Origin of the sequence: Collinsella intestinalis DSM 13280 (assembly GCF_000156175.1) — a bacterium.
GTDB classification, from domain to species: Bacteria; Actinomycetota; Coriobacteriia; order Coriobacteriales; family Coriobacteriaceae; genus Collinsella; species Collinsella intestinalis.
Genome location: NZ_GG692710.1, coordinates 1261807 through 1287523 on the forward strand (window position 1 = coordinate 1261807; position 25717 = coordinate 1287523).

22 protein-coding genes are annotated in these 25717 nt (G+C 60.5%); 14 read left to right on the forward strand and 8 right to left on the reverse strand.

What is annotated here, in order from left to right:
• Positions 1 to 428: 428 nt before the first annotated feature.
• The 6 genes from rsmG to rpmH all read right to left on the reverse strand — a co-directional run bounded on the left by rsmG (position 429) and on the right by rpmH (position 3453).
• On the reverse strand, positions 429 to 1202 hold the full coding sequence (gene rsmG, locus COLINT_RS05705) for a 16S rRNA (guanine(527)-N(7))-methyltransferase RsmG (protein ID WP_006723485.1): 774 nt from the start codon (positions 1200 to 1202) through the stop codon (positions 429 to 431).
• A gap of 99 nt (positions 1203 to 1301) precedes the next feature.
• A complete protein-coding gene (locus tag COLINT_RS05710) occupies positions 1302 to 1874 on the reverse strand; it encodes a Jag family protein (protein WP_039910399.1) in 573 nt (190 codons plus the stop codon).
• 50 nt (positions 1875 to 1924) lie between these two features.
• Positions 1925 to 2704, reverse strand: coding sequence for a YidC/Oxa1 family membrane protein insertase (locus COLINT_RS05715; RefSeq protein ID WP_039910400.1), 780 nt, complete (start codon positions 2702 to 2704; stop codon positions 1925 to 1927).
• A 31-nt stretch (positions 2705 to 2735) separates the two neighbouring features.
• Positions 2736 to 2963 (reverse strand): membrane protein insertion efficiency factor YidD, encoded by a 228-nt coding sequence (gene yidD, locus COLINT_RS08330; protein ID WP_084743343.1) that lies wholly within the window; start codon positions 2961 to 2963, stop codon positions 2736 to 2738.
• A complete protein-coding gene (gene rnpA, locus COLINT_RS05720) occupies positions 2941 to 3303 on the reverse strand; it encodes a ribonuclease P protein component (protein WP_006723489.1) in 363 nt (120 codons plus the stop codon). Before rnpA ends, yidD begins: the two co-directional genes overlap by 23 nt.
• Positions 3304 to 3309: 6 nt before the next feature.
• The gene (gene rpmH / locus COLINT_RS05725; protein ID WP_039910401.1) at positions 3310 to 3453 is read right to left on the reverse strand and encodes a 50S ribosomal protein L34; all 144 of its coding nucleotides are present in this window, start codon (positions 3451 to 3453) and stop codon (positions 3310 to 3312) included.
• A 341-nt stretch (positions 3454 to 3794) separates the two neighbouring features.
• Here rpmH and COLINT_RS05730 point away from each other — a divergent pair, with 341 nt between their 5' ends.
• From COLINT_RS05730 to COLINT_RS05765, 8 genes are all read left to right on the forward strand, one after another.
• Positions 3795 to 5201: an ATP-binding protein gene (locus COLINT_RS05730; RefSeq protein WP_006723491.1), complete on the forward strand. Its 1407-nt coding sequence runs from the start codon at positions 3795 to 3797 to the stop codon at positions 5199 to 5201.
• Positions 5202 to 5264: 63 nt separating this feature from the next.
• Positions 5265 to 7031: a DnaA ATPase domain-containing protein gene (locus COLINT_RS05735; protein ID WP_006723492.1), complete on the forward strand. Its 1767-nt coding sequence runs from the start codon at positions 5265 to 5267 to the stop codon at positions 7029 to 7031.
• A gap of 231 nt (positions 7032 to 7262) precedes the next feature.
• Positions 7263 to 8366: a DNA polymerase III subunit beta gene (gene dnaN / locus COLINT_RS05740; protein WP_006723493.1), complete on the forward strand. Its 1104-nt coding sequence runs from the start codon at positions 7263 to 7265 to the stop codon at positions 8364 to 8366.
• A 12-nt stretch (positions 8367 to 8378) separates the two neighbouring features.
• Entirely contained in the window at positions 8379 to 9461 is a 1083-nt protein-coding gene (gene recF, locus COLINT_RS05745) for a DNA replication/repair protein RecF (protein WP_006723494.1), read from the forward strand.
• Between the two features lie 52 nt (positions 9462 to 9513).
• Positions 9514 to 9894, forward strand: a complete 381-nt coding sequence (locus tag COLINT_RS05750; RefSeq protein ID WP_039910402.1) for a DciA family protein — start codon at positions 9514 to 9516, stop codon at positions 9892 to 9894.
• 161 nt (positions 9895 to 10055) lie between these two features.
• Positions 10056 to 12080, forward strand: a complete 2025-nt coding sequence (gene gyrB, locus COLINT_RS05755) for a DNA topoisomerase (ATP-hydrolyzing) subunit B (RefSeq protein WP_006723496.1) — start codon at positions 10056 to 10058, stop codon at positions 12078 to 12080.
• A 59-nt stretch (positions 12081 to 12139) separates the two neighbouring features.
• Positions 12140 to 14929, forward strand: a complete 2790-nt coding sequence (gene gyrA / locus COLINT_RS05760; protein ID WP_006723497.1) for a DNA gyrase subunit A — start codon at positions 12140 to 12142, stop codon at positions 14927 to 14929.
• 189 nt (positions 14930 to 15118) lie between these two features.
• A complete protein-coding gene (locus tag COLINT_RS05765; RefSeq protein WP_233418351.1) occupies positions 15119 to 17653 on the forward strand; it encodes a glycoside hydrolase family 3 C-terminal domain-containing protein in 2535 nt (844 codons plus the stop codon).
• A gap of 92 nt (positions 17654 to 17745) precedes the next feature.
• Here the strand turns inward: COLINT_RS05765 and COLINT_RS05770 are convergent, their stop codons facing one another.
• Entirely contained in the window at positions 17746 to 18309 is a 564-nt protein-coding gene (locus COLINT_RS05770) for a bifunctional nuclease family protein (protein WP_006723499.1), read from the reverse strand.
• A 4-nt stretch (positions 18310 to 18313) separates the two neighbouring features.
• Positions 18314 to 20449, reverse strand: a complete 2136-nt coding sequence (locus COLINT_RS05775) for a DUF4012 domain-containing protein (RefSeq protein ID WP_084743344.1) — start codon at positions 20447 to 20449, stop codon at positions 18314 to 18316.
• A 293-nt stretch (positions 20450 to 20742) separates the two neighbouring features.
• On the opposite strand from COLINT_RS05775, the gene loaP reads away from it, so the two are divergent.
• From loaP to COLINT_RS05805, 6 genes are all read left to right on the forward strand, one after another.
• Positions 20743 to 21255 (forward strand): antiterminator LoaP, encoded by a 513-nt coding sequence (gene loaP, locus COLINT_RS05780; RefSeq protein WP_006723501.1) that lies wholly within the window; start codon positions 20743 to 20745, stop codon positions 21253 to 21255.
• Positions 21256 to 21321: 66 nt separating this feature from the next.
• Positions 21322 to 22026: a sugar transferase gene (locus COLINT_RS05785; protein ID WP_006723502.1), complete on the forward strand. Its 705-nt coding sequence runs from the start codon at positions 21322 to 21324 to the stop codon at positions 22024 to 22026.
• Positions 22026 to 22838 (forward strand): DUF4422 domain-containing protein, encoded by an 813-nt coding sequence (locus tag COLINT_RS05790; protein WP_006723503.1) that lies wholly within the window; start codon positions 22026 to 22028, stop codon positions 22836 to 22838. The genes COLINT_RS05785 and COLINT_RS05790 overlap by 1 nt, the downstream gene beginning before the upstream one ends.
• Positions 22838 to 23782, forward strand: coding sequence for a LicD family protein (locus tag COLINT_RS05795; protein WP_006723504.1), 945 nt, complete (start codon positions 22838 to 22840; stop codon positions 23780 to 23782). The genes COLINT_RS05790 and COLINT_RS05795 overlap by 1 nt, the downstream gene beginning before the upstream one ends.
• Entirely contained in the window at positions 23782 to 24987 is a 1206-nt protein-coding gene (locus COLINT_RS05800; RefSeq protein WP_006723505.1) for a CDP-glycerol glycerophosphotransferase family protein, read from the forward strand. The genes COLINT_RS05795 and COLINT_RS05800 overlap by 1 nt, the downstream gene beginning before the upstream one ends.
• Positions 24988 to 24990: 3 nt before the next feature.
• Positions 24991 to 25716 carry an IspD/TarI family cytidylyltransferase gene (locus COLINT_RS05805; RefSeq protein ID WP_084743360.1) on the forward strand — a complete coding sequence of 242 codons (726 nt, stop codon included), beginning with the start codon at positions 24991 to 24993 and terminating at the stop codon, positions 25714 to 25716.
• Position 25717 lies beyond the last annotated feature (1 nt).

Here is a 25717-nt window from a genome sequence, read left to right on the forward strand (position 1 = left end):
GACACAGGCTCAATTCGTCCTAATCACCTCAAATACGAGCTTTTGCTAAGCAGCGAGAATGATCAACTGATTCTTAACGCTAATATGCATAGATGCTCTCGAGAACAGAATTATCCCAGGCATCCATTAACATGATGAAAAGCGAACTGCTCAATTGAAATCTAAACGCGTGTTACCCTTCAGAGCAACAGGCGTTTAATCATCATATAGAGTCACTCATTGTATGGATCACAGCCGCTCTTCCATACGACCACACACCATAAGTCGAAATATGAATCCAATTACAAGTGCATACTGTACCTGTCTATCAGCTTGCAATTCAATAATTGGTAGTTTGTTTGAAGTAGCACTGTATGTAAAAAATAACGACCGGGTGTTTCACGTGAAACACCCGGTCGTGGAACAACGTCAACAGAATTAATAGCGCTCTAGGAGACCAAGGGCTGCTTCTTAGCGAGACCAACTGCACGAGGCAACTTTATCTGAGGCTCAGAAACCTTCTGATAGAGGAAAACGGAGCGATGGCCAAGTCCGCGAGGCAAGTCAAATTCATCACAGCCAATAAGCTCTAAACCGCAAATGGCAGCAGTCTTCTCGGCAAGCTTCAACTCAGAGGCCTCAGGGTTTGCCTTTGCAACGACCAGATATCCATCATCCTCAAGGAACGGCGTACCGTACTCAATAATCATAGACATCTGACCAACAGCGCGGGCAAACACAGTGTCAAACCGACCGCGCATCTTCATCGCATACGATTCACAGCGATCATGAATGCCTTCAACATCTTCTATACCCAAAGCGTCAATAAAGGCATTCACGGCATCGATCTTCTTGCCAACAGAGTCAAGCAGAACACCAGAACATCCACTATAAAGAGCAAAGGGGATACCGGGAAATCCAGCGCCAGTGCCCATATCAAGGAAATGCTCAGGGTCAATAGGAAGGTCACGATACAGAGCAAGAGAATCGACAATATGCAGAATCAGGGCGTCATGAATATCCTTGATGCGAGTAAGGTTCATGACCTGGTTAACCTGGTTCACATATAGAAGGTGCTGCACACAGCGCTCGGCAGTCTCAGAATCAAGTTCGATGTCGAGCTCAGAGGCAAGGCCGACAACCTCAGTGACAAGAGCGGCGATCTCATCAACAGACTCGTCAAACGGACGCAGAGTAATGGTTCGGGACGTTTCATTAGCCATATGTATCAATCCAATCAATGACTGAAAACCACGGAACGTGAAGTTGAGTCAAAAAAGGGGCGCATAAGCGCCCCTTGCTGTCAGGTGTATATGAGCACCTTAGCGAACGGTAATCACAACGCGACGCTCAGGGTCAGTGCCCTCAGAGTGCGTGTCGATACGGTCATCGTCACGCAGAGCGATGTGAACCAGACGACGCTCATATGCAGACATAGGCGGAAGGTTTACGGTGCGGCCCTGCGCAACGGCGCGGGAAGCTGCAGAGTGTGCCATGCTAACAACCTTGTCATGACGGCGGCTCTTGTAACCCTCGACATCAATGGAAACCGGATAACGGAAACCAAGCTTACGACTCACCAGGAGAGAGACGATCGCCTGAAGGGACTCGAGCGTACGGCCATGGCGACCAATAAGAACAGCCAAGTCGGGAGCGGTGATGTCCAGAATCAGCTCGCCCTCGTCGCCCTCATACTCATCGATGGGAGAGTTGGCGGCATCGAAGAATCCAAGCAGGTCGCGCACAATGGAGATGGCCACGTCGGCAATAGTGTCGAGCTCCTCGTCAGTCAGCTCCTCGCCAGCCTTATAGCGACGAGCGATCTCGGGATACTCCCCGGCGATCTCCTCTACGGACTCCTCAGCCGGAATCTCTTCAATAAGCTCTTCAGACATGTCCAACTCCATCGTTAGGTACCTAATTGGTATATATACCAGGTGTGTGACTAGCGCTTCTTGTGCGGGCGCTTCTTGTGCTCGTGACGGACAACGTCAACCTCGATCGGGGCGTTGACCATGCGGGCCTCTTCCTCAGCCTTGGCCTTGTCGATGACCTTCTGGGTCACAAAGATCTGCTGAACGACCTGCCAGGCGGAAGAAACGTCGTAGTACAGCAGAACGCCGGCGGGCATACCCCAACCCATGACGAGCATCATGACAGTCATGACAACCATCATCATCTTGGTGCTCTGCACCTGAGCGCCCGTCTGGTTGCGGGTCATGTACATCTGGGGAATGAAGGTCAGGACGCCGAACAGAATCAGCGCGATGAGGTACGGCAGCGCTGCACCGAAACCGTCGGCAAAGGCCTGGGCAGGCGAAGTGACGAGGTTCGGCAGGATGTTGAAGAAGGAGAAGCCCTTCTCAGCCGCATCCGGGAAATAGTGACCAAGGTCGCGCAAAAGGTTGAACAGCGCGACCAGGATGGGCATCTGGATCAACAGGGGCAGGCAGCCGCCAAAGGGGTTGAACTTGTTCTCAGAGTAGAACTTCTGCAACTCCTCGGCCTGACGTTGCGGATCGGCAGCGTAACGCTCCTGAATCTCGAGAAGCTTGGGCTGTAGGACCTGCATGCGGGCGGTCGACTTGATGGACTTGAGCATCATCGGGGTCAGCAGCAGGCGAATGATCACCACCAGGATGATGATCGACAGGCCCCAGTCGCCTGCGAAGCGCTGAATGAGCTCGAGCGCCTGGAAGAGAATCTGAACAATCCAGTCCCACATACGAATAATCCTTACCTTAAGAATTTGATAGTTATGGCACGGGATCATAGCCGCCAGCATGAGTGGGAACGCAGCGCAAAATGCGCCGCAGCCCGAGCCAGCAGCCTTTGATCACGCCATATGCCTGTATTGCCTCAACAGCATACTGTGAACAGGTGGGTATGTATATACACGCATCGGGCAAAAGGGGCGAAACGCACCGCTGGTACCAGTGGATGGCGGCGATGACGGCGCGTTTAAACACGCCCTTCACAACCATCTTTAAGCCCGGACGTGCTCACGTGCGCGCGGCGGAGCAGCGACTGCAATGCAACTTGCATATCCTCGGGAGACGCCGTGCGCGTACGCGGGGTGGCGAACAAGATGATCTCGCGACCCTCGACCGGTAAGCAGCAGGCGCGCGCCGCCTCACGCAGCACGCGCTTGCTCCGATTGCGCACAACGGCATTTCCTAGCCGTTTGGCAGCAGCGAAGGCGACCCTAGCCGGATCGCCTTCGCTGACACAATCACATATAACCATGCGAATCAGAGGATGATTTAAGCGCTTCCCCTGAGTGAACACCCGCTCGAAGTCCTGATGGGACTTGATGGTCTGCATGAGAGCTTAGTTGTCGCTCACCGTGAGACGCTTGCGGCCCTTGGCGCGACGACGTGCGAGCACGGCGCGGCCGGCCTTGGTGGCCATACGGGCACGGAAACCGTGGGTCTTGGCGCGCTTGCGCTTGTTCGGCTGGTAGGTACGCTTCATGGTAAACATCCTCCTGGTGCGTTTTGACTACTCGACTACTCGAAAAAATACGCGTGAGCTAGGAGATTGTAGGGAATACGGTGCGCGAATGTCAATCTCAGAACCATGAAATGCGCATAGTTTACTGAGGAGCCTGGCGTGCTTTTCACAGCACCTCTCACCATTCGCCCATTCTTTCAGACTTTTTCATCGACTTTTCCACAGGTTGTTCTAGGTCTGTTGATAACTTTTCCGAGATTTCCAACACTTTTCAACACGGAAGGAAAACTTGTTGAAAGTTTTGAATACGCGGGCTGTGAGCTGGTATCCTAGGCTCACGACAATCGTGGAAAGAATGCAGCATGTCAGAAGATTTCTATCCCTTTGTGGATTCCGGGGACCCCGCCCCCGACAACACGCACCTCGTTGGGGGATCCGCGGCCGCGACTGCGGCCGATGCGGTGGAAAACGCGCCCAACCAGGTCTCTTACACCATCCGCATATCCGTGTACGACGACATGTTGTCCACCCCGCGCGTAATCGTGGTCGAGCAAAGCGACGTGAGAACCTACCTCGAAGACGTTACCAACACGGTTTACCGCACCATGAAAGAGCAGGGTGGAAAACTTTCACTCATGATCATTCGAGAGCTCGTGGAGAACTTCATCCACGCACAGTTCTCAGAACCCGTCATCTCCATCCTGGATAACGGCAACACCATCCGCTTTGCCGACCAGGGACCGGGCATCGGAGATAAAGAGCGCGCATTCGAGTTCGGCGTCACAAGCGCCGACCGAGAGAAGAAGCGCTATATCCGAGGCACGGGCGCGGGCCTGCCCATGGTCCAGCAGTATGTTGAAAACGCCGGCGGCGCGATAGCCGTGGAGGACAACCTGGGCGCCGGGACAGTCGTGACCGTAAGCGTCGACCCCAAACGCGCAGCCGAGCTCGAGCACGCTGTTTCACGTGGAGCGGCCGTACGCAGCGGCTGCGCGCACGAGGCGGAACCCACAGCGGCGCCCATGCAAAGCCCAACGGATCCCTGGGGCGCCGGGGCGTATCCGGCTGGAACCTACCCGGCTCAAACCGGATATCCGCAACAACCCTACGGAGCCGGAGCGTACCCAGGGCAGATGCCTTACGGCATGATGGCCGGCCAGATGCAGGGCGCAAGCCAGGCCCAACCCGGCGGTTTTCCCGGAACTCAGGTTCCGGCAGGAGTGGTGCCCGGTGCGCAATTCCCGGGCGCGATGATGCAAAATCCGCAGCCCTCCGCATCCGAGAACCAGCCCGTCGAGACCCAGGCCCCGTATCCCCCACAAACCCAGGCAGCACCTGGTTATCCCGGAGCTATGCCAGGCTACGGCCAGATGCCCGGGGTGCCAGGCGCATTCCCGCAGCAACCCGCCTACTACCCCGGATACCAGCAGGGATATCCCATGCAAGGTTTTCAACAACACCAGGGTTACCCCCAGCCCGGGTTCCCGCAGGCAGGCGCGGCAGGCCAGGGATACACGCAGATTGCAGCCGCACCCGCGCAGCAGGGTCCATACGTAAGCGAGCGCGGCGCGGCGGCACTGCTGTTCATCTACCAGAACGGCAAAGGCGGACCAACCGACCTCACGCGCGCGCTCGGGCGCTCGGACGCCACGTGGTCACGCGAGCTCGACGCGTTGGCGAGCACGGGCCTCGTGCATAAGCCCCGTCAGAAGTATGTGCTCACCGACATGGGTAAGGCCTGGGTCGAGCAGAGCACGGGGGCGCAGTAGCGCCCAATGCACACCGCAGGGTTCAACCGCGAGCAACCGCGACACGAGAAGGAATCGTGAGACATGGATAACGAAGCGCGCATCCTCTTGGACGACGTCATAGCGTTTTGCCGCCGCGATGGCCGCGAGACGCGCCTTATCAACATGCTCGAGCAGTGCGGGGCAACGGGATTTGACGACGAATCCCTGACCATCCAGGTCCCCAGCCGATTTGCCTATAACTACCTCGTCAAACAGCGCGAGCTCATCGAGCGCTATCTCGAGGAGATCTCGTTCATGCCCATGGTCCTCAACGTAGTGGTAGCCGAGGGCGGAGCGCCGAGTGAGACGCAGGCGCCCACGGCGGCGGCCACACCGACCGTGCCGGTGACGGCGGCAGCAGCGCCGACGGCGCCGGCAGGCGATGGCCTGCCGCAGAGAGCCGCCGAAGTGCCGACGAGCTTTGCCGAGGCCCCCGCAAGCCCGATTGCGCCGGCGGAACCCGTCACAGCCAGCGAGCCCACGGTCGCCGCCCCCACCAAGTCCGAGCCCACCTCCAAGTCCGGAGTCACGGTGCGCAACACCGTCTCGCCCGAAGCGTTCCGCAAGATGATGGACGAGATGCGCAGCCAGGACCCCACCGGCAAGCGCCAAAACGTCACCGCGCCGCAACAGCCTGCTGCGACCCATACCCCCGTGGCGGCAGCGCCCGCCGCAACCCCAGAACCCGACGCCGCTGCCTTGGATATCAACGCCAAGTACACGTTCGCGAGCTTTGTCGCAGGTGACGAGAACCGCCACGCCTTCAACAGCGCCATGCGTTTCGCCGCCTACGCCGAGGAGCCGCAGCAGTGCCCGAGCCTGTTCATCTACGGCAACTCGGGCCTGGGCAAGACGCACCTGCTCTTCGCCATCCGAAACTACCTGGCCAAGGAAAAGCCCTACATCCGCGTGAAATACGCGAATTCCCAGGCCTACCTCGACGATTACATGAACGAGCTCGGCGCCCAGCGCGGCCCCGGCAACCTCATCATGCGCGAATACCGCGATGCGGACATCCTCATCATCGACGACGTCCAAAACATCGTGGGCAAGCAGGCATCCGTCGAGTTCTTCTTCCAACTCGTGGACAGCTTCATCCGCGAGGGCAAGAAAATCGCGCTGGCATCCGACCGCGCGCCCAAGGACCTTGCCATGGACGAGCGCCTCACCAGCCGCTTCAGCAGCGGCATGCTCTGCCTGGTGTCCGAGCCGGGCTTTGAGATGAAGTACGTCATCCTCAAGCGCTACTACGAGAGCATCATCCAGCAGGACGAGGACCTCACCTCCATGAACGTGGACACATCGCTGCTCCAGGCCCTGCCCTCATCCGAGGGCAGGCTCACCGACGAGCACCTGCGCCACATGGCCGAAATCTCGGGCAACAACATCCGCTCGCTGGAGAGCTTCTGCGAGCGCTGCGCCAACCTCTCCTCGGAGCGCGAGGCCGCAGGCGCCGAGCTCACTGCCGAGGACATCGACCGCGTGGCCAAGATCTACTTCAACACCGCGCACAAGATCATTCACGTCGACACGGTTCAGCGCGTGGTGGAGGAGTTCTACCACGTGAGCCATGAGGAGCTCGTGGGCAAGCGCCGCACGGCCAACATCGCCTTCGCACGCCATGTGGCGGTCTACCTCGCCAACAACCTCTGCGAGATGACCACCCCGGCCATCGGCGCCGAATTCGGTGGGCGAGACCACTCCACGGTCCTCAACTCCCTCAAGGTGGTTGAGAACAAGATGCGCGAGGACCGCCGCATCGTAGAGGACATCCAGAACCTCAAGAACACCATCCTTTTGAAGTCGTGAGAACACGTCGTGAAAACATGGGTGAAGCCTGTGGAAAACCTGGGTGGAAAACTCGTAAACCGGTGGAGGGAAAATAGGTGGATATCTCGCGGGGGAAAACAAGCGTGTTGTCTACAATGGATTGTTGAAAGAAAAACGGCCCAACACCTGGGCAAACGAGAGTAGTCCACACCATCCACTGCGTTATTACTGTTATTACCTATATATATTTAAGAGAGGAATAATAAAGAGATGAAGTTCACGGTCAGCCAGTCGGCCCTTTCCGATGCCATCGCCGTCGTGATGAAGGGCATCGCCCCCTCATCTACGCTCCCCATCCTCTCCGGCGTGCTCGTGCGCGCCGCCGACGGGGTCCTTGAGTTCCAGACGTCCAACTACACCATCTCGATCCGCCACCGCATCGCGGCCCGCGTGGACGAGGAGGGGCAGGTCGTCATTCCCTGCAAGATGCTCTCCAACATCGTCAAGACCCTGCCGGATGCGCCGGTGTCCTTTGAACTGGCCGAGCGCCAGGTGACTATCACCTGCGAGCGCTCCACCTTCCGTCTGAACACGCTCGATGCCGGCGACTTCCCTGAGTTCCCCACGTTCGCCCTCGAGCGCTCGGTCGAGCTGCCCGCCAACATCCTGACCGAGATGGTCGGCCGCGTCTGGCGCGTCACCTCGACGGACAAGAACCGCCCGGTCCTCAACGGCGTGTACATGACCGTCGAGAACAACACGATTCGCCTCGTTGCCACCGACTCCTACCGTCTGGCCGTGTGCGACACGCAGGTCGAGACCTCCTCGCTGGAGGGCAGCTTCGAGTTGAACGTCCCCGCCGACGCCTTCAACGACGCGCTCGCCATCACCGGTGGCCAGGGCTCCATCTTGATTGGCTCCACGGATACGCAGGTCGTGTTCGTTGCCGGCAACACCACCTACGTCGCCCGCCGCATCGAGGGCATGTACCCCAACTACAAGGCGCTTTTGCCCGCGTCCTGCGCCACCACGGTCAAGATCGACGTGGCCGCCCTGACCTCCGCGCTCAAGCGCGTCTCCACGGTCGCTCAGGCCAACTCTGCCGTTAAGTTCGACATTTCCGTCGAGACCGGCCAGATGATGCTCTCCGCCATCTCCAACGACCAGGATGCAGCAACGGCCACGGTCGAGGTCGAGGCCGAGGGTGCCAGCGGCGTTATCGCGTTCAACTATCACTACATCTTCGGTTGCCTGAACGTGCTCTCCCGCGAGAAGGAGATCACGCTCGAGCTGCAGAGCTACAACCAGGCGGGCGTGTTCAAGTCCTATGACAAGATCAACTACCTCTACCTGGTCATGCCGGTCCGCATCTAGTCCCCGCCGCCCATGTCCATCGCCGCGACGGAGCTTTCCGTTCTCCATTACCGCAGCTTCGATGACCGCAAAATCGAGCTGGACCCAGGCATCACGGTGTTCGTGGGCCGCAACGCCGTGGGGAAGACCAACCTCGTCGAGGCGCTGCAGTTGCTCACGGCGGGAGCCTCGTTCAGGAAGCCCACGGCCTCCGAGCTGCTGCGCGATGGCGAGGGCTCGGGCCGTATCCGCCTGATGCTCGAGGGGGAGGGGCGCCTCATCGAGATGGGGCTCGATTTTTCCGAGGGTAAACGCTCGTTTACGCGTAACGGGAAGAAGGCTCGCGCCGCGGGTATCCGCGGCGTGCTGCCGAGCGTGCTGTTCTGCCCCGATCACCTCGACATGGTCAAGCGGTCCGCATCGCGACGCCGCGAGGCGCTCGACTCCTTTGGCGTACAGCTGAACGAGAACTACGCCAAGCTGCTGGCCGCGTACGAGCGAACGGTCGAACAGCGCAACAACCTGCTTCGCGACGGCTACGCCCCCGGTTTGCTCGAGGTGTGGGACGAGTCGCTCGCCACAACCGGCGCCCAGCTGCTGCTGCATCGCACGGCCCTACTCGAGCGCATCCGCGAGCATTTCATCGAGGTCTACCGCGCCATTGCTCCGCACGAGGAGCCCGACGTCCGCTATGTGCCGAGCTTTGGGGAGCTGGCCGGCGGCCGCGAGGCGATCGCGGCGCAGTTCTTGGACGCGCTCGCTCAGCGCCGTGAGGACGAGCTCCGCCGCGGCTGCACGCTCGTGGGACCGCATCGCGACGAAGTGCTGTTCACCATCGACGGCCGCTCCGCCCGTGACTTTGGGAGTCAGGGACAGCAGCGCTCGATCGTGCTCGCGTGGAAGATCGCCGAAGTCCAGGTGACGCGCGATATCCTGGGGCGGTATCCGCTCCTGTTGCTCGACGACGTGATGAGCGAGCTCGACGCCGCCCGCCGCGACGCCATCGTGGGCTTCATTGCCGACGAGATTCAGACGGTGATCACCACCACGAACCTCGGCTATTTCGCCGACGACATGCTCGCTCGCGCCCGCGTGATCCGTATCGGCGATGTGTAAATGGGGACGGGTGCAAATTGCACATCCGCACGTGGAGGCGAAGGGAAACGATATGGGCAAAGTGACCAAGAAGGGCCGCCTCAAGGCCACGGCCGGCCTGGGCGAATTCATCAACTCCGAGAAGATGCGCCTGTTCGACGGTGCCACCCCCGAGCGCCAGGCGCAGTTCCGCCGTGCTGAGCGCCGCCATGTCATCTTCCAGGCGTGGAACAGGGTGTGCGCCGGCACGCGCGAAGGTAAGCATGTCACGGGCCTGCACTACGTCGCCGAGCGCGATGAGCTCATCGTTTACACGGACGGCGCCTCTTGGACCCAGGAGCTCACCATGATGCGCGAAATCATCCGCGCCCGCATGGACGCGTGCGGCGGCGCTGTGGGCAACATCGTGGTCAAGACCACCCGCCCCGGCTTCGCCAAGGGTCCTCGGGAGTAGCGGGACCGTCCCCGATTACACATCCGAGCTAAAGTCCCCGCAAACGGCCTCTCAGGGGCTTGTAGAGGTATTTGGAACCTCGTCCATCGCGCGTTTTACCTTCGTTCCATGCGATAAACTGTAAAGGTTAGCCATACTTCACACTAAAAAGGGAGAACCACGTGGCGAATGAGAACGAATACGGCGGAAGCGAGATCAAGGTCCTCGAGGGCCTTGAGGCCGTTCGCGTCCGCCCTGGTATGTATATCGGTTCCACGAGCTCGACCGGCTTGCACCACCTTGTGTGGGAGATCGTCGACAACTCCGTCGACGAGGCCATGGCCGGCTTCTGCTCCAGCATCGAGGTCACGGTCCATCCCGACAACTCGATCACCGTCGTGGACAACGGCCGCGGCATCCCGGTCGATATGCACCCGGTCAAGAAGATCCCCACGCTCGAGGTCGTCATGACGATCCTCCACGCCGGCGGCAAGTTCGACAACTCGGCCTACAAGGTCTCCGGCGGTCTGCACGGCGTGGGCGTCTCCGTCGTCAACGCGCTCTCCAAGAAGATGAACGTCAAGGTCCGCCGCGACGGCAAAGTCTACGAGATGGAGTTCTCTCGCGGCAAGACCACTCAGAAGATGCGCGAGATCGGCACCTCCAGTACGACCGGCACCACCGTCACCTTTTGGCCGGATGACGAGATCTTCGAGACCACCGTCTACGACTTCGACATCCTGCACGACCGTCTGCAGCAGACGGCGTTCCTCAACAAGAATCTCAAGATCGTCCTGCGCGACGAGCGTTCGGTGGAGCCCCAGGTCGAGGAGTTCTGCTACGCCGGCGGCATCATCGACTTCGTCAAATTCCTGAACGAGGGCAAGACTGTGCCCGACGGCCTCAAGGATCCCATCTACCTGGCCGGCGCGTCCGAGGACGGCGCCCCGGTTGAGAAGACCGGCGAGGTCGAGGTGGCCATCCAGTGGAACACCTCCTACTCCGAGAGCGTGGTCTCCTTTGCCAACGACATCCGCACCATCGAGGGCGGCATGCACATGGAGGGCTTCCGCGGCGCCCTCACCAGCGTGATCAACGAGTACGCCCGCAAGAACGGCATCATCAAGGAGAAAGAGGGCAACCTCACGGGTGACGATATCCGCGAGGGCCTCACCGCCGTCGTTTCCGTCAAGCTCGCCGACCCGCAGTTCGAGGGTCAGACCAAGGCCAAGCTCGGCAGCTCCTTCATGCGCACGCTCACCCGCAAGATCGTCTCCGAGGGCCTGGCCGAATATCTCGAGGAGCACCCCAAGCAGGCGCGCGAGATCATCAAGAAGGCCCAGCAGGCGAGCAAGGCCCGCAACGCTGCCCGCAAGGCGCGTGAGGCGACCCGCCGCAAGTCGCTGCTGGAGACCGCGAGCCTGCCCGGCAAGCTCGCCGACTGTTCGGAGCGCAATGCCGAATTGACCGAGCTCTTCATCGTAGAGGGCGACTCGGCAGGCGGTTCGGCCAAGGACGGCCGTCGCCGAGACATCCAAGCGATCCTGCCCCTGCGCGGCAAGATCCTGAACGTCGAGCGCGTGGGCGATCACCGCGCCTTCTCCTCCGAGACAATCCAGTCGCTCATCACCGCCATCGGCTGTGGCGTGACGACCGGCAACGGCGACGGTGGCGATTTCGACATCACCAAGGCCCGCTACCACAAGATCATCATCATGACGGACGCCGACGTCGATGGCGCCCACATCCGCATCCTGCTGCTGACCTTCTTCTACAAGTACATGCGCCCGCTCATCGACGCCGGCTACGTGTACGTGGCCTGCCCGCCGATCTTTGGCATCAAGGTCCGCAACAAGATCCACTACGTCTACCCCAACGGCCGCCAGGCGGAAGACGAGATCCTGCGCGACTCCATCGCCGCGCTTGGCCTCAACCCCGACGAGTCTGAGGACGAGCAGTCCAACGGCAAGGTCACCAAGAAGCGTAAGGGCTACACCGTCCAGCGCTACAAGGGTCTGGGCGAGATGGACCCCAAGCAGCTGGCCAGCACCACCATGGATCCCAAGACCCGCATCCTGCAGCGCGTGACCATCGAGGACGCCATCGTGGCCGATCGCGCCGTCCGCGAGCTTATGGGTTCTGAGGTGGGGTATCGCCGCGAGTACATCGAGAAGCACGCGCACGACGCCCGCTTCCTGGACGCCTAGCCCGTTCCCAATTACGCATCTGCGACCACGACCGATAAGGAGAACCCGTGGCTGACGATATGAACAACGACGAGCTCGAGCAGGGGGCCGCGTCCGAGGGTATGCCCGAGGACCTCAAGCGCTTGCTCGCTCGTGCCAACGAGGACGACGCCTCCGCGTACGACCCGGACGCCGAGTCAGACGAGGACGAGGATGACGACGAGGAGCTCGAGGAGAGCTTTGGCGCCAACGACCGCGGCGAGGCCGCCGGCACGGATGTGAACGGAGGCTCGCTGCAGATCAGCGAGTTCGGCCGTGAGATGAAGCAGTCCTTCATCGAGTACTCGATGTCGGTCATCACTGCCCGTGCCCTGCCGGATGTGCGCGACGGCCTCAAGCCGGTTCACCGCCGCATTCTGTACGCAATGAACGAGAGCGGCATCTTCCCCAACCGCCCGCACAAGAAGTCCGCCTGGACGGTCGGCGAAGTTATCGGTAAGTATCACCCGCACGGCGACTCCGCGGTCTATGACACCATGGTCCGCCTCGCCCAGTGGTTCTCCATGCGCACTCCGCTCATCGACGGCCACGGCAACTTTGGCAACATCGATGGCGACGGAGCCGCCGCCATGCGCTACACCGAGTCCCGCCTGGCCAAGCCCGCCATGGAGCTCCTGCGCGACCTGCAGAAGGACACGGTCGACTGGCAGCCCAACTACGACGAGTCCCTCGCCGAGCCCACGGCGCTGCCCGCCCGCTTCCCCAACCTGCTGGTGAACGGCTCCCAGGGCATCGCGGTCGGCATGGCCACCAACATCGCTCCGCACAACATGGGCGAGGCCGTCGAGGCCACCTGCTATCTCATCGACCACCCCGACGCGACGGTCGACGAGCTCATGCGGATCATGCCCGGGCCCGACTTCCCCACGGGCGCCCTCATCATGGGCACCGACGGCATCCGCCAGTCCTACGAGACCGGCCGCGGCTCCATCACCGTGCGTGCCAAGGCGCATGTCGAGTCCACCAAGACGGGCCGCAACCGCCTGGTGTTCACCGAGATCCCCTACATGGTGAACAAGGGCACCCTGCAGGAGAAGATCGCGAGCCTCGTGAACGAGAAGCGCATCGAGGGCATCTCCGACATGCGCGACGAGTCCACCCAGAAGGGCCTGCGCCTCGTCATCGAGCTCAAGAAGGGCGTCATCCCGCAGGTCGTGCTCAACAACCTGTATAAGTACACCTCGCTGCAGACCACCTTCGGCGCGAACAACCTCGCGCTGGTCAACGGCATTCCCAAGCGCCTGTCGCTGCGCGAGATGCTGCAGCACTACATCGATCACCAGGTCGACGTGGTGACCCGCCGCACCCGCTTCGACCTCAAGAAGGCCCAGGCCCGCGCGCACATCCTCGAGGGCTATCTCAAGGCCCTCGACCATATCGACGAGGTCATCTCCATCATCCGCTCCTCGCAGACGGACGCCGAGGCCAGCAGCCGCCTCATCGAGCGCTTTGGCTTTTCCCCCGAGCAGACCACGGCCATCCTCGAGATGAAGCTCCGCCGTCTGACCGGCCTGGAGCGCGACAAGATCGAGGAAGAGCTCGAGGGCCTGCGCCGCGCGATCGCCTACTACGAGGACTTGCTTGCGCATGAGGAGAAGATTCTCGGCGTGATCAAGGAGGAGATGCGCGAGATCGCCCGCAAGTTCGGCGACAAGCGCCGCACCCAGATCACCGGCGCCGAGAAGGACCTCAACGTCGAGGACCTCATCGCCGACGAGGACATGGTCGTCACCATCACCCACACCGGCTACGTCAAGCGCATCCCGGTCGAGTCGTATCGCGCCCAGAAGCGCGGCGGCAAGGGCGTTTCCGGCGTCAACCTCAAGGAAGACGACGTCATCGACGAGATGTTCATCGCCAGCACCCATGAGTACGTACTGTTCTTCTCCACCAAGGGCAAGGTGTACCGCCTCAAGGTGCATGAGCTGCCCGAGGGTACGCGCCAGGCCCGCGGCACCGCGATCGTGAACCTGCTGCCGTTCGAGGACGGCGAGAAGATCGCATCCGTGATTTCCTGCCGCGAGTTCCCCGAGGACGAGTACCTCATGTTCGCCACCGCGCACGGCATGGTGAAAAAGACGGCCATGGCCGCCTACGACCGCTCCCGCCGCGATGGCATTATCGCCATCAACATCAAGGACGGCGACCGCCTGCTCGGCGTGCGCCGCGTAAAGCCGGGTGACAAGATCATCATGGCAACCACCGCCGGCAAGGCCATCATGTTTAGCGAGGACCAGGTGCGCGCCACCGGCCGCGACACGAGCGGCGTCCGCGGTATTGGTATGAAGGCCGACGCCGAGGTCCTGGGCATGGAGATCACCAACGGTAGCGGCGAGCTCTTTGTGATCACCGAGCGCGGTTACGGCAAGCGCACCCCGGTTGCCGACTACCCCGAGCAGAATCGCGGCGGTCAGGGCGTGTACACGATCCAGATGACCGATCGCAAGGGCGCGCTGGCCGCCATGAAGGTTGTGGGTCCTCAACACGAGCTGCTCATCATCACCGAGGGCGCAACCGTCCTCCGCGTGAAGACCGCCGAGATCTCCCAGACCGGCCGCGCCACCCAGGGCGTGAAGATGATGAGCGTGGATGAGGGCGACCGCGTCACTGCCGTGGCTCGCATGACCGCGGCCAAGAAGAAGGATGGGGATTCTGCCGAGGGCGAGGAGTCCGTTGAGGCCGAGGGTGGGGAGCCGACCGCACAGCCGGCTGACCTGCCGGACGGCGCCGTTGCGGAGGTCCCTGGTGATGAGGGCCGCGCGGACATCGGTTCTGGCGACGAGGCGCTGGAGGACCTGCTCGAGGAGTAGGGTTTTTCGCGGGAGCATATTCGTTGACAAGGCGGCTTCGACCAAATGGTCGGGGCCGCCTTTTGCCTTCGGCGGGTGCGCCGTGGGCCTTCCGGCCCTCATGCGGGTATAAGGCTGGGGCCAGGCTGCATATCGCGGCCAGCAGTTTTGGGAGATGGCGCGATGACGTGGGACGGGCAACGGGATAACTTGACTGATCGCCAGTCGGCGGGCCATTCGCGTGCTCGCGAGCTCACGCTCGAAGAGCGGGTTCAGTTGCTCGCCGGCGAGTCGCATTGGAAAACCCATGCCGCCCCAAGTGCGGACATCCCGAGCCTATTTCTCTCCGACGGACCTCACGGACTGCGCAAGCAAGAGAGCGCCCAGGATTGCATGGGCATTGCGGAAAGCCGCCCGGCGACGTGTTTTCCCACGGCTTCTGCGCTTGCCTGTTCGTTCGATCCAGAGCTGGTCGAGCGTGTTGGCGCCGCGATTGGCGAGGAGGCGCGTCGGCAGGGCGTTGACGTGGTTCTCGGCCCAGGGGTAAATATCAAACGCCACCCACTGTGCGGTCGCAACTTCGAGTATTTCAGCGAGGACCCGGTTGTTTCGGGCGAGCTCGGCGCGGCAATGGTGCGAGGCATCCAAAGCCGCGGCGTTGGCGCGTGCCTCAAGCACTTTGCCGCCAACAGCCAGGAGCATGCACGCATGGTGTCCGACTCCGTCGTCGATGAGCGGACGCTGCGCGAGCTGTATCTCGCGCCGTTCGAGCATGTGGTGCGCCGCGCCCGTCCGTGGAGCGTGATGACGGCGTACAACAAGTTGAACGGCGTCTACTGTTCCGAGAACGAATGGCTGCTGCGCGAGGTCCTGCGTGGCGAGTGGGGTTTTGACGGCGCGGTTGTCAGCGACTGGGGCGCCATGAGTTCGAGCGTGGCGTCGGTTCGCGCTGGACTCGATTTGTGTATGCCCGGACCGCGCGGGGACCATGCTCGCGCCCTTGTCGAGGCTGTTCGCTCGGGGGATCTGGAGGAAAGCCGCGTGGGCGAGGCCGCGTCGCAGATCGAGCGGCTCGCCCGCAGGGTGAAGGCCTGCCAGGCCGAGGGCTCAATCGGCGGCGCCCCCGCCCCCTCTCTCACGGACGAGGAATTCTACCGTGCGCACGCGGATTTGGCTCGCGAGGCAGCGGTCCAAAGCGCTGTCCTCCTCAAGAACGATGGCGTGCTGCCGCTGAACCCGGATGCAAAGGTCGCGGTGATTGGCGCGTTCGCCCGCATGCCGCGATATCAGGGTTCGGGTTCGTCGCGCATCAACCCAAAGATCATCGACAACATCTGGTATCGCCTCGAGCAGCGCGGCGTGGCTGCCGAGTATGCCGACGGCTGCGATCCCACGACGGGTGATGCGGATGAAAGACAGCTGCTCGAGGCGGAGACGCTTGCCGCTCGTTCGGATGTGGCGGTGGTGGTTGCCGGGCTTCCCGCGCGATACGAATCCGAGGGGTTCGACCGCAAGCTCATGGTCATGCCGCGCGGCATGCGTGAGCTCATCGACCGCATATGCGCTGCAAACCCGCGCACGGTGGTGGTCCTGCAGGGCGGCGCGCCCATGGAAATGCCATGGTGCGATAACCCCGCCGCGATTCTGCTCATGTACCTATCCGGATGCCAGGGAGGCGGCGCTGCCGTCGACGTGCTGGTGGGCGACGTGAACCCCAGTGGCAAGCTTGCGGAGACCTGGCCCGTCGATTCGGCTCAGACCGCGCTCGGCACGACGTATCCCGATATGGACAACGAGGTCTTCTATCGCGAGGGCCCGTTCGTGGGATATCGCTATTACGATGCGGTGGACGTTGAGCCGGCGTTCCCGTTCGGTCATGGCGAGTCGTATACCGAGTTCGCGTATGAAGGGCTCGAGGTGAAAGCGCACGAGGGTGCGTCGACCGAGGGCCCTCTCGAATTCGATGTCTCGTTCACGTTGCGGAACATCGGTCCCCGCATCGGCGCCGAAGTTGCCCAGGTGTACATCGCGCCCACATCGGAGGTTGTCCCACCGCCGTGCCCAGTGCAATGGCTCGCCGGGTTCGCCAAGATTGAGTTGGAGCCCGGAGGGGAGCGCCAGGTGGTGTTGCACCTGGATGAGACCGCCTTCCGGAAATGGGACGCGAGCCTTCACCGCTGGCGCGTGTATCCGGGTGAGTACGAGGTCCGCGTGGCGTCATCGAGTCGCGATATTCGCCTAACGGCGTCCATCATCGTCGCCGACGGTCAGTCCGCGTTCAATCTGGAGCAAGCGCTGCATCGCCTCAGCATCGCCGAGGAACAGCTCATGTTCGAACAGGCTCCTATGCCAAGCCCGCAGGTTCCCGAGATGTATCGTCAACCGATCCCTGGCTGCTTCTCGCAGCTGGAATCCGCCCAGGCGTTTGCGGAATTGTATGCCCGACCGCTCCCTGAGCGTCCGCCCGTCACACCGTTTACCATCGATTCGACTGTGAGCGACATGGGTACCTGCTGGTTGGGGCGTCGTCTATATCGAATCATCGATTGGGTCATGGCCGAGCCAGCAAGCAAGATGAACCGCGATCAAAAGGCGATGATGCAGGAGATGGCGGCCGACATGCCATTGCGGTCTCTTACCACGAGCGGCGTCCCTTTGGAGTCAGTGAAGGGTTTTGTCTCGATGCTGAACGGCCATTATCTGACGGGATTTATCTACGCAGTGAGAAATCTCTTTCGCAAGTAGCCTTGCCCGCCGCTCTTGCGCCAAAGAAAAACCGGGGCTGGCAACCCAGCCCCGGCAAAACGGCTCAATTTGTACCTGTCCCCAAGTGAGACTTAGAAGTCATCGGGGGATAAGCCTTGCACGAACTCGTCGAAACGCTCGAGCTCCTCTTTTGCGGAGTCCGGGTCGGTGTCGGACTGGAGCGAGATGCTCCCTGCGCGGTTCATGACCTCGTCCTCAACATAGATGGGGGCGTTGGAGCGCGCCGCCAGGGCGAGCGCATCGCTCGGGCGCGCGTCGATCTTGATCTCGCGAGCGCGGCTCTCAACAGTATCGCCATCGCCCTCGCATCCCTCAGCGCTCGAGTCGCCCCCGCGGTCCAGCACCACATCGGCGTAGAACACGGGCGCCTCCCAGCGGTTGATCTCAACGCGCTCGATCTTGGCGCCCAGCTCCTGCACCGTGCGCAACATCACGTCGTGCGCGATGGGCCTCGGCGCGGCTTTGTCGGAGTCCATGCCGCCGCCAATGGCGGCTGCCTCGTACGCTCCCGTCTGGATGGACAGTGCGCGCAGCGGCGCGCCCGACCCGGCTCCGCCCTTGCGCTCGCGCAGCACAACAACGGAGGGCACGGGACCGGCGGCCATCACAATGCTTTCGATATCAACGCGAATCACAGTGCTACTCCGCGTCAGCCAGGATGTCGCCGATCTCGCCCTTGCGCGCATGCTGCGCCGTGGGGGTCACGCGGACGTCGAGTTCCTCGGCCGCCTCGGCAGAGACGGTGACGGTGTAGGTGACCTGGAAGCTCTCGCCAGGCATGAGGCGAACATCCTGGTAGTACACCTGCAGGCCGTTGTGCGTTGCTTCCTTCATGCTGCCCGAGCTCGTAACAACGTCGGTGATGGTGCCACCGGCCGGGGCGTACAGCAGCGTGCGGAGCATCTCCTGAGTGGGGGCGTCGGCCGTGCCGTTGTGCGCGGCGATGTAGGCCGGCAGTGCGGCTGCGTCGGCGGCGCTCATCTCGTTGGTCAGGGTGACGGTCATGGGGTAGGACACCGTGCCGTCGGCGTTCTTCACGCCCTCGCCCTTCACGGCGTCGAGGTTGAGGTACCAATCGAGCTTGGAGTAGCTGTAGTTGTTCACGAACACGCCGGCCTGGGGCTTGGTGGGGTCGGCGTTAAGGGTGCCGCCAAAGCCCATCTGGACCACGGCGTTCTCCTCGGCTTCGTTGGCCATCCACATGAGCAGGCGGCCCTCGTCGCCACCGCGCTTGATAACCTTGAAGAGGTTGGTAAAGCCAACCTCACCTAGGCCGCCGAGCAGCTGGTTGAAGGCGCCGGAGGCAACGGACGCGAACACGGCATCCTGGGCGTCGCCACCCTCGGGGTATCTCCAGTAGGAGCCGGAAAGCAGCTCGTTGGCGGCGTTCGAGCCGTCAACCACGGTACCGTCGGCAGCGGTCACGCCGCCGCAGAGCTGCAGGAGGTACTGCAGAAACACGGGGTCGAGCGCTACAACGCCGTCGATGTGCTGACCGCCGTGCTCGAGGGACCACAGGGTGCTCACGTTGCTCGCGCCCTTGGGGAAGTCGGGCGTGAAATACGCGTCGCCCGAGATGAAGTTCATGGTGGGTTCGTAGGGCTGGAAGAGCGTCATCTCCTCATCGGTGATGGTGATCTGAGGCTTGGGGCCGTTGCTCGACCGCAGCGTGCCTTCAAAATCTCCGAGGGAGATTTTGCCGTTGTCCACGTTCATGACGCCGAGGGAGCCAATAAAGCCGCCGCACGCGCGGATCTCGGAGTTGTTCTCCGCGGTGATGAGGTAATTGCGCGGGCCGTCAGCGCCGAGCATCTGGGGGAGCAGCGGCAGAATGCCGTTGACCTGCTTGAGGGCACCCTTGGCAGTGTCCATAGGACCGGTGACCTTGTCCATGAGGCTTTTGATCTTGCCAATATGCGGCTCGGGGAGGGCATCGATGGCGTCGATGCTGGAGACCACAACGGGCTCGACGTCCTGGATGGTGGTGATGAGTCCCTTGAGCATCTCGATGTTCACGGCGCCGTCGGTGAGTAGGTTGCCAAGCTTGAAGTCCTCGAGCTGGGCGCATGCCGGCAGCATGGCGTCTTGCGCCAGAATATCTGCCTGCTCCATCATGCCGCGCACGAGCTTGATGTCGTTGCCGTACACGGGGATGAAACTCGCGATGGTCCATGCGGGGCCGTTCACGGTCTTGCGCATGGAGGAAATCTGTTCGGCAACGGTGCCAGCGGTGGCGTTGAGCTGCTCTCCCTCGCCTTCCTTGAGGTAATCCTTCATGGATTTGACTTCAGAGATCAGTGTTCCCGCCTGTGCCTGAAGATTCTTCGCGTCCTTATAAAGGAAAAAGCCCGTGGTGCCGCCAAACGCCACGATGGCGAGGATGACGAGACCCACAACCAGGGCGACAATTTTGCCCTTACCCTTCTTGGGCTCAGAGTCGCCACCGGTGGAGTACGCGTTTCTGGTCGAACTAGCCTGGGCGGCGCCGTACGGTGAGCCGCCGGTCGCGTATGCGCGGCCCTGCTGCTGGTACGTATTACTTTGCTGATGATAAGAGCTCTGCCCGCCCATGCTCGCCCCCGCGCCGGGGTTGGCTACGGGTTGCGCCGGAGCCGGTTTGGCGGTCCTACCGCTACGGCTCGCCATCATAAAAGCCTCGGTGGTATCCGGAGCAGGCGTATGGCGATTGCCGTTAGCGCTTGATCCCGCGCTGCCCGGACGCGGTCCATTCGAGGCAAAGTGGTTGCCGTGAGGCATGTTGTTGTCAACAGGCATAAGTCCTCCACACTGATATATAGGTGTCAGACATTGTACTCGCTCATGTAGCTGCGCTTTCGCACGATATGTGTGGACGCGCGGTTACATATTTCCCCCTCGGATGGAAAAAAAGGAAATACTGCCCTATGAGTTACACTATTTCTCACACATATCCCGATTGCCGGTAATCGTCGCTGAGAGCGCGTTGCTGCGAGTGGTTGGGGGTTTGAATATGTATCGCTGCAGTATGGCAGTTCGAGCTTGTGGTTTCACGGGCTCGGGCGCAGCCGTACGGAAATGGTGTTGCTGCAATGGGTGTTTTTGTAGTTCAGGTGGTCGGTGGCCAGGAGGACAGGGCCGCGGCGCTGATAGCCAAGATTGCGCAAGGGGCTGTTGATGACTGCTTTGTCCCCAAGCGTGAGGTCACGCATCGAAAGTCTGGCCAGTGGCATCGCATATTGGAAAAGCTGTTTCCAGGTTATGTGTTTGTGCGGACGAGCGCACCGAAACAAATCCGCGAGGCCCTCGGGCGCGTGCCCGCATTTACCCGCATGCTCACATCTGCAGGCGATACGTGTTTGCCCCTTACCGCCGACGAGGTCGCCTGGATTAACGCCATCACAAACGTGGACACCCATGTGATGGAGATGAGCGAGGGCGTCATCGAGGGAGATTGCGTGATGGTGATTCGTGGGCCGCTCAAGGGTCACGAGGCACGGATTACGCGGATAGACCGGCACAAGCGCCTGGCATGGGTGGATATGGACATGTTTGGACGACATAAAGCGATTCGAGTCGGGCTGGAGATTGTATCCAAGAAATAGGGCTTGAATTGATCAAAGGGGGAAGGGTCAGTGGCCGAATCGAGAGATCTAGCGAGGGGTGAGGGCATGAGTGAAGAACAAGCCACTCGCTCCCGCGTGGCAAAGCGGGGAGATTTCTGCGTCCCGCCGCCTGACGATACGGTCCCCGCGCCCAAGCCTGGCGGCGCGGGATATCGTTTTGTAAAGCGCTTGTTCGACATTGTGTTCAGTGCTGTGGTCTGCGCGGTTCTCGCCTTGCCCGTCGCGGTTCTGTGCTTGTTCGTGGTGCTCGATTCTCCGGGTGCTCCGTTCTTCCGCCAGGAGCGTATAGGTCTGAATGGCAAGAAGATTCGCATTTGGAAGATCCGCACCATGGTGACGGACGCGCATACAAACCCCCAGCGTTATATGACTCCCGAGCAGTTGGAGCAGTGGGAGCGCGAGCAGAAGGTCGATGACGATCCGCGTATCACGCGCATTGGCAGATTCCTGCGTAACACCAGCTTGGATGAGCTGCCCCAGTTTCTCAACGTGCTAACCGGCGATTTATCTGTGATTGGGCCCAGGCCGGTAACGATTGAGGAAACGTACGAGTTTGGTAACGCTCGCGACGAGTTTTTGTCGGTGAAGCCCGGCATTACCGGGTGGTGGCAGGTGACCGAGCGAAACAACGCAACATGGGAGAACGGCGACAGGCAGATGCTGGAGTTGTTCTACGTGAGGCATGCAAGCCTCGCACTTGATATGCGCATCTTTGTCAGAACTTTTAAGGCTATGGGGAGGGGGCAGTGATGGACAGAATCGCCTTAAATCGAGACGTCGTCATCGGCATTGCCGCCCATAAGCCCTACCGCATGCCCGCGGACGCGGCCTATCTGCCCGTCCACGTCGGTGCGGCGCTCAACCCGGGGGCATGCCCCGGTTTCCAGCCCGACGACGAGGGAGAGTCCATCTCGGCACTCAACGCCAGCTACTCCGAGCTCACGGGCCTCTACTGGCTGTGGAGGAACGTCGACGCGGACGTGAAGGGACTCGTCCACTATCGCCGCCTGCTCGGCAGCCCGGACCCCGCCCGCCGCCGCGCCGAGGACCCGTTCGACCGTGTTGCGACGGGGGAGGAGCTGAGGTCCCTGGTCGAGGCCAAAGGGGTTGTCCTGGCGAAGCGCCGGAACTATTACATAGAGACCGTCTACGACCACTACTCTCACACCTTCGACGGATCGCAGTTCGACGCGTGTCGCGGTGTGCTCTCCGACATGTGCCCGGAGTACGTCCCAGCGTGGGATCGCCTCATGCGATCCCGTTCGGCGCATATCTACAACATGTTCGCCATGAGGGCGGATTTGTTCGACGCCTACTGCGCCTGGCTGTTCCCCGTCCTAGAGGAGCTTGCCCGCCGCGTCGACGCGTCCGGCATGACGTCCTTCGAGGCGAGGTGGCCCGGTCGTGTGAGCGAGCGCCTGCTCGACCCGTGGCTGGAGGTCAACGGGGTAGGGTACGCGGAGCTCCCCGTGGTGAGTCCGGAGCCGGTCGATTGGCCTTCGAAGATTAAGGGCTTCTTGGCTGCGAAGTTCCTCGGTAAGAAGTATGAGAAGAGTTTTTAATGGGTCTGTCTACCTTTGATGTTTTCAAACAAGTCGACTCGGAAGGCCTGATTGAGGTCACGGGGGAGAAGCTGTGCGCTCTCCAGGGGGTGCTTCTGCAGATGCTCCGCGATGTAGACAGCGTGTGCTCCAGGCACGGCATCCCGTATACGCTCGGCGGGGGCAGCTGCCTGGGCGCCGTGAGGCACCAGGGATTCATTCCCTGGGATGATGACCTCGATATCAATATGACGCGTGAGGGCTACCGGCGTTTTGCGGAAGCATATGGAGCCGAACTCCAAGAAAAGTACTGGCTGCACGATTGCGAGCGCACCCCTGGTTACGACCTTGCCTTCCCGAGGCTTCGCCTTAAGGGCACTACGGTGAGGACGCGGGACGACTTCGACAATCAGGAATGCGGCGCCTACATCGACATCTTTATCATCGACAACGCGCCGTCCAACGCCTTGCTGAGAAACGCACACGGATTCATCTCCATGGCGCTCGGCTTCGCCTATTCGTGTCGCCGGTTCGCCGCGTACGCCGCCGATTACCTCTCACTCGTCGAGGGAGACGCCGCGGCGACCTCCGCGTTCAAAAAGAAGATCGTCATCGGTAAGCTGCTGTCCTTCCGTTCCGTCGAGGCATGGACGAGGACATGGGACCGCTGGAACTCCCACTGCCATGACGAGAGTTCCAGCCACGTGACCGTCCCGGTGGGCCGCAAGCACTATTTCGGTGAGCTTCGACCTCGCAGCGATTACTTTCCCGTGTCGCACGGGAGCTTTGGTGGTCTGACGGTTCCGTTGCCCAAGAACACCGATTCGTATATGAGGTCTCTCTATGGGGAGGGCTACATGACCCCGCCCTCCGAGGGCAATCGTGAGAAGCACGTCGTCTACGAGTTCGACTTGGGCGACTACTCTGCAGATTGCGATCTATGCTCTGGTCGAGAAGAGGGCTAATGGCTGAGAAGAATTTTATGCGTAGCACCGGACTGCTTGATCAATGCGCTCGTGCAGTGAAATACTGTGGAGCAAGGGTCATTTCGCACGTTGCCCAAATGGCGTGTTCGCGCTTTGGGATTGAAGGGAACACCGTTCTTTTCGAGAGCTTCTTGGGAAAGCGCCTCGACTGCAATCCCAAGGCGATATATGACTTTCTCAGAGAAGAATATCCGGGCAAGTATAGGTATATTTGGGTTGCCGAAAGACCTTCAGACTGGATAGATTTATATGGTTCTGAAGACACTGAAGTCGTTCGCTTTCGCTCGGCGGATCATTTGAAATATGCCTGTATAGCCAATGTTCTAATTACGAATAGCCCAAGATCAAATGAGCTTCCTTTCCCAAAGAGCCAGTTGAAGATACAGACGTGGCATGGAGGGGGCTGCTACAAAAAAGTGGGAACTGCCCTCAATGAAGGCGCCCCAGTAAATCGCTTCATCACGTCGAGACAGTTCGCTCAATACGATTACTTCATATCGAGTAGCAGCTTTTTTTCCCAAACGGTTGCACGCGGGCACTACCGCTTCACGGGAAACCTGCTCGAATGCGGGATGCCTCGGAATGACCGGCTTGTGAACGGCGATGAAATAGGGAGAAGGTCGATTCGCACCGCTCTTGGGCTTGCCGAGTCAGATTGCTTTGTGCTGTTTGTTCCCACGTGGCGTGACTTTGGGGATGACCTCCCTTGTCTCGATGTCAGGGGGGTCAAGCGGGCGTTCGAGCGTTTGGGCGGCAGCAATGCCGTCATGGCTAAGCGTGGACACTATTTTTCCGGCAGGCAGCAGGGTTCTTTCGACATGGACCTTGATGACTACCCGGACATGCAGGGGCTTCTACTTGCGGCCGATGCCGTCATCACGGATTACTCATCGGTGATATGGGATTATTCATTTACTTATCGCCCTTGCTTTCTGTTTGCCCCCGACCTTGCCAAGTACGAGGTTGATCGCGGGTTCGATGTTGATATCCATGAGTGGGGTTTTCCGGTTTGCGAGAGCAACGAAGAGCTTATCGCAGCAATTGACAAGTTCGACGAACGGGGATTCCGCTCCGCAATGGAGACTCACCACGCTCAGCTAGGGTCGTTTGAAAAGGGCCATGCATGCGAAACGGTAGCAAAGTTAATTGAGACTCATTGCTTTGGCAATGAAGAGAAGGAATAGATGATGAATATTGCAGTGCTTTTTGCCGGAGGCGTCGGCAGTCGTATGCGCTCGAAGGACGTTCCAAAGCAGTTTCTGGAAATTCACGGCAAGCCGATCATCGTTCGGACGGCCGAGTTGTTTCAAAATCACAGCAGCATAGATGCAATCGTCGTCGTGTGCGTGCAGGATTGGATCGACCATTGCTCGTCACTTCTTCGCGATTTCGGCATAACGAAGTTGAGTGCCGTCGTTGAGGGCGGGGAAACCGGGCAGGATTCAATTTACCAAGGGTTGCTTGCCGCCAAGCGAGTCGCTGGCGACGCCAACGCGGTGGTTCTCATTCACGACGGGGTGCGTCCTCTTATCAAGGCCGAGACCATCACCGACAACATCGAATCGGTTGAGCGGTATGGCTCGGCTATTACTGTCGTGCGGGCCAAAGAAACAATACTGTCCGTTGGAGATTCGGGTGATATCGAGGAGATACCTCCGCGCGATTCAATCCAGCTTGCTCGGGCGCCCCAGAGCTTTTGGCTCGATGATGTGCTCGATGCGCAGGAATGGGCGCGCGCCCAAGGCAGGCATGACTTTATCGATTCGGCGAGCCTCATGCAGGCAAAGGGGAATGCTTTGCATACGGTGGTTGGACCGGACGAGAATATGAAAATCACCACTCCGGGGGATTTCTTTGCCATGCAGGCGATTCTCAATGCCCGGGAAAATGAGCAGATTTACGGCCTGGAGTAGA

What these genes read in the sequence shown, in the direction of transcription:
- yidD (WP_084743343.1), bottom strand. Translation starts at nt 2,963, where the DNA reads ATGGTTGTGAAGGGCGTGTTTAAACGCGCCGTCATCGCCGCCATCCAC.
- COLINT_RS05715 (WP_039910400.1), bottom strand. Translation starts at nt 2,704, where the DNA reads ATGTGGGACTGGATTGTTCAGATTCTCTTCCAGGCGCTCGAGCTCATT.
- COLINT_RS05750 (WP_039910402.1), top strand. Translation starts at nt 9,514, where the DNA reads ATGGGCAAAGTGACCAAGAAGGGCCGCCTCAAGGCCACGGCCGGCCTG.
- rpmH (WP_039910401.1), bottom strand. Translation starts at nt 3,453, where the DNA reads ATGAAGCGTACCTACCAGCCGAACAAGCGCAAGCGCGCCAAGACCCAC.
- rsmG (WP_006723485.1), bottom strand. Translation starts at nt 1,202, where the DNA reads ATGGCTAATGAAACGTCCCGAACCATTACTCTGCGTCCGTTTGACGAG.
- COLINT_RS05800 (WP_006723505.1), top strand. Translation starts at nt 23,782, where the DNA reads ATGGCTGAGAAGAATTTTATGCGTAGCACCGGACTGCTTGATCAATGC.
- COLINT_RS05790 (WP_006723503.1), top strand. Translation starts at nt 22,026, where the DNA reads ATGGACAGAATCGCCTTAAATCGAGACGTCGTCATCGGCATTGCCGCC.
- rnpA (WP_006723489.1), bottom strand. Translation starts at nt 3,303, where the DNA reads ATGCAGACCATCAAGTCCCATCAGGACTTCGAGCGGGTGTTCACTCAG.
- gyrA (WP_006723497.1), top strand. Translation starts at nt 12,140, where the DNA reads ATGAACAACGACGAGCTCGAGCAGGGGGCCGCGTCCGAGGGTATGCCC.
- COLINT_RS05795 (WP_006723504.1), top strand. Translation starts at nt 22,838, where the DNA reads ATGGGTCTGTCTACCTTTGATGTTTTCAAACAAGTCGACTCGGAAGGC.
- COLINT_RS05775 (WP_084743344.1), bottom strand. Translation starts at nt 20,449, where the DNA reads ATGCCTGTTGACAACAACATGCCTCACGGCAACCACTTTGCCTCGAAT.
- COLINT_RS05785 (WP_006723502.1), top strand. Translation starts at nt 21,322, where the DNA reads ATGAGTGAAGAACAAGCCACTCGCTCCCGCGTGGCAAAGCGGGGAGAT.
- loaP (WP_006723501.1), top strand. Translation starts at nt 20,743, where the DNA reads ATGGGTGTTTTTGTAGTTCAGGTGGTCGGTGGCCAGGAGGACAGGGCC.
- COLINT_RS05805 (WP_084743360.1), top strand. Translation starts at nt 24,991, where the DNA reads ATGAATATTGCAGTGCTTTTTGCCGGAGGCGTCGGCAGTCGTATGCGC.
- dnaN (WP_006723493.1), top strand. Translation starts at nt 7,263, where the DNA reads ATGAAGTTCACGGTCAGCCAGTCGGCCCTTTCCGATGCCATCGCCGTC.
- recF (WP_006723494.1), top strand. Translation starts at nt 8,379, where the DNA reads ATGTCCATCGCCGCGACGGAGCTTTCCGTTCTCCATTACCGCAGCTTC.
- COLINT_RS05735 (WP_006723492.1), top strand. Translation starts at nt 5,265, where the DNA reads ATGGATAACGAAGCGCGCATCCTCTTGGACGACGTCATAGCGTTTTGC.
- COLINT_RS05710 (WP_039910399.1), bottom strand. Translation starts at nt 1,874, where the DNA reads ATGTCTGAAGAGCTTATTGAAGAGATTCCGGCTGAGGAGTCCGTAGAG.
- COLINT_RS05730 (WP_006723491.1), top strand. Translation starts at nt 3,795, where the DNA reads ATGTCAGAAGATTTCTATCCCTTTGTGGATTCCGGGGACCCCGCCCCC.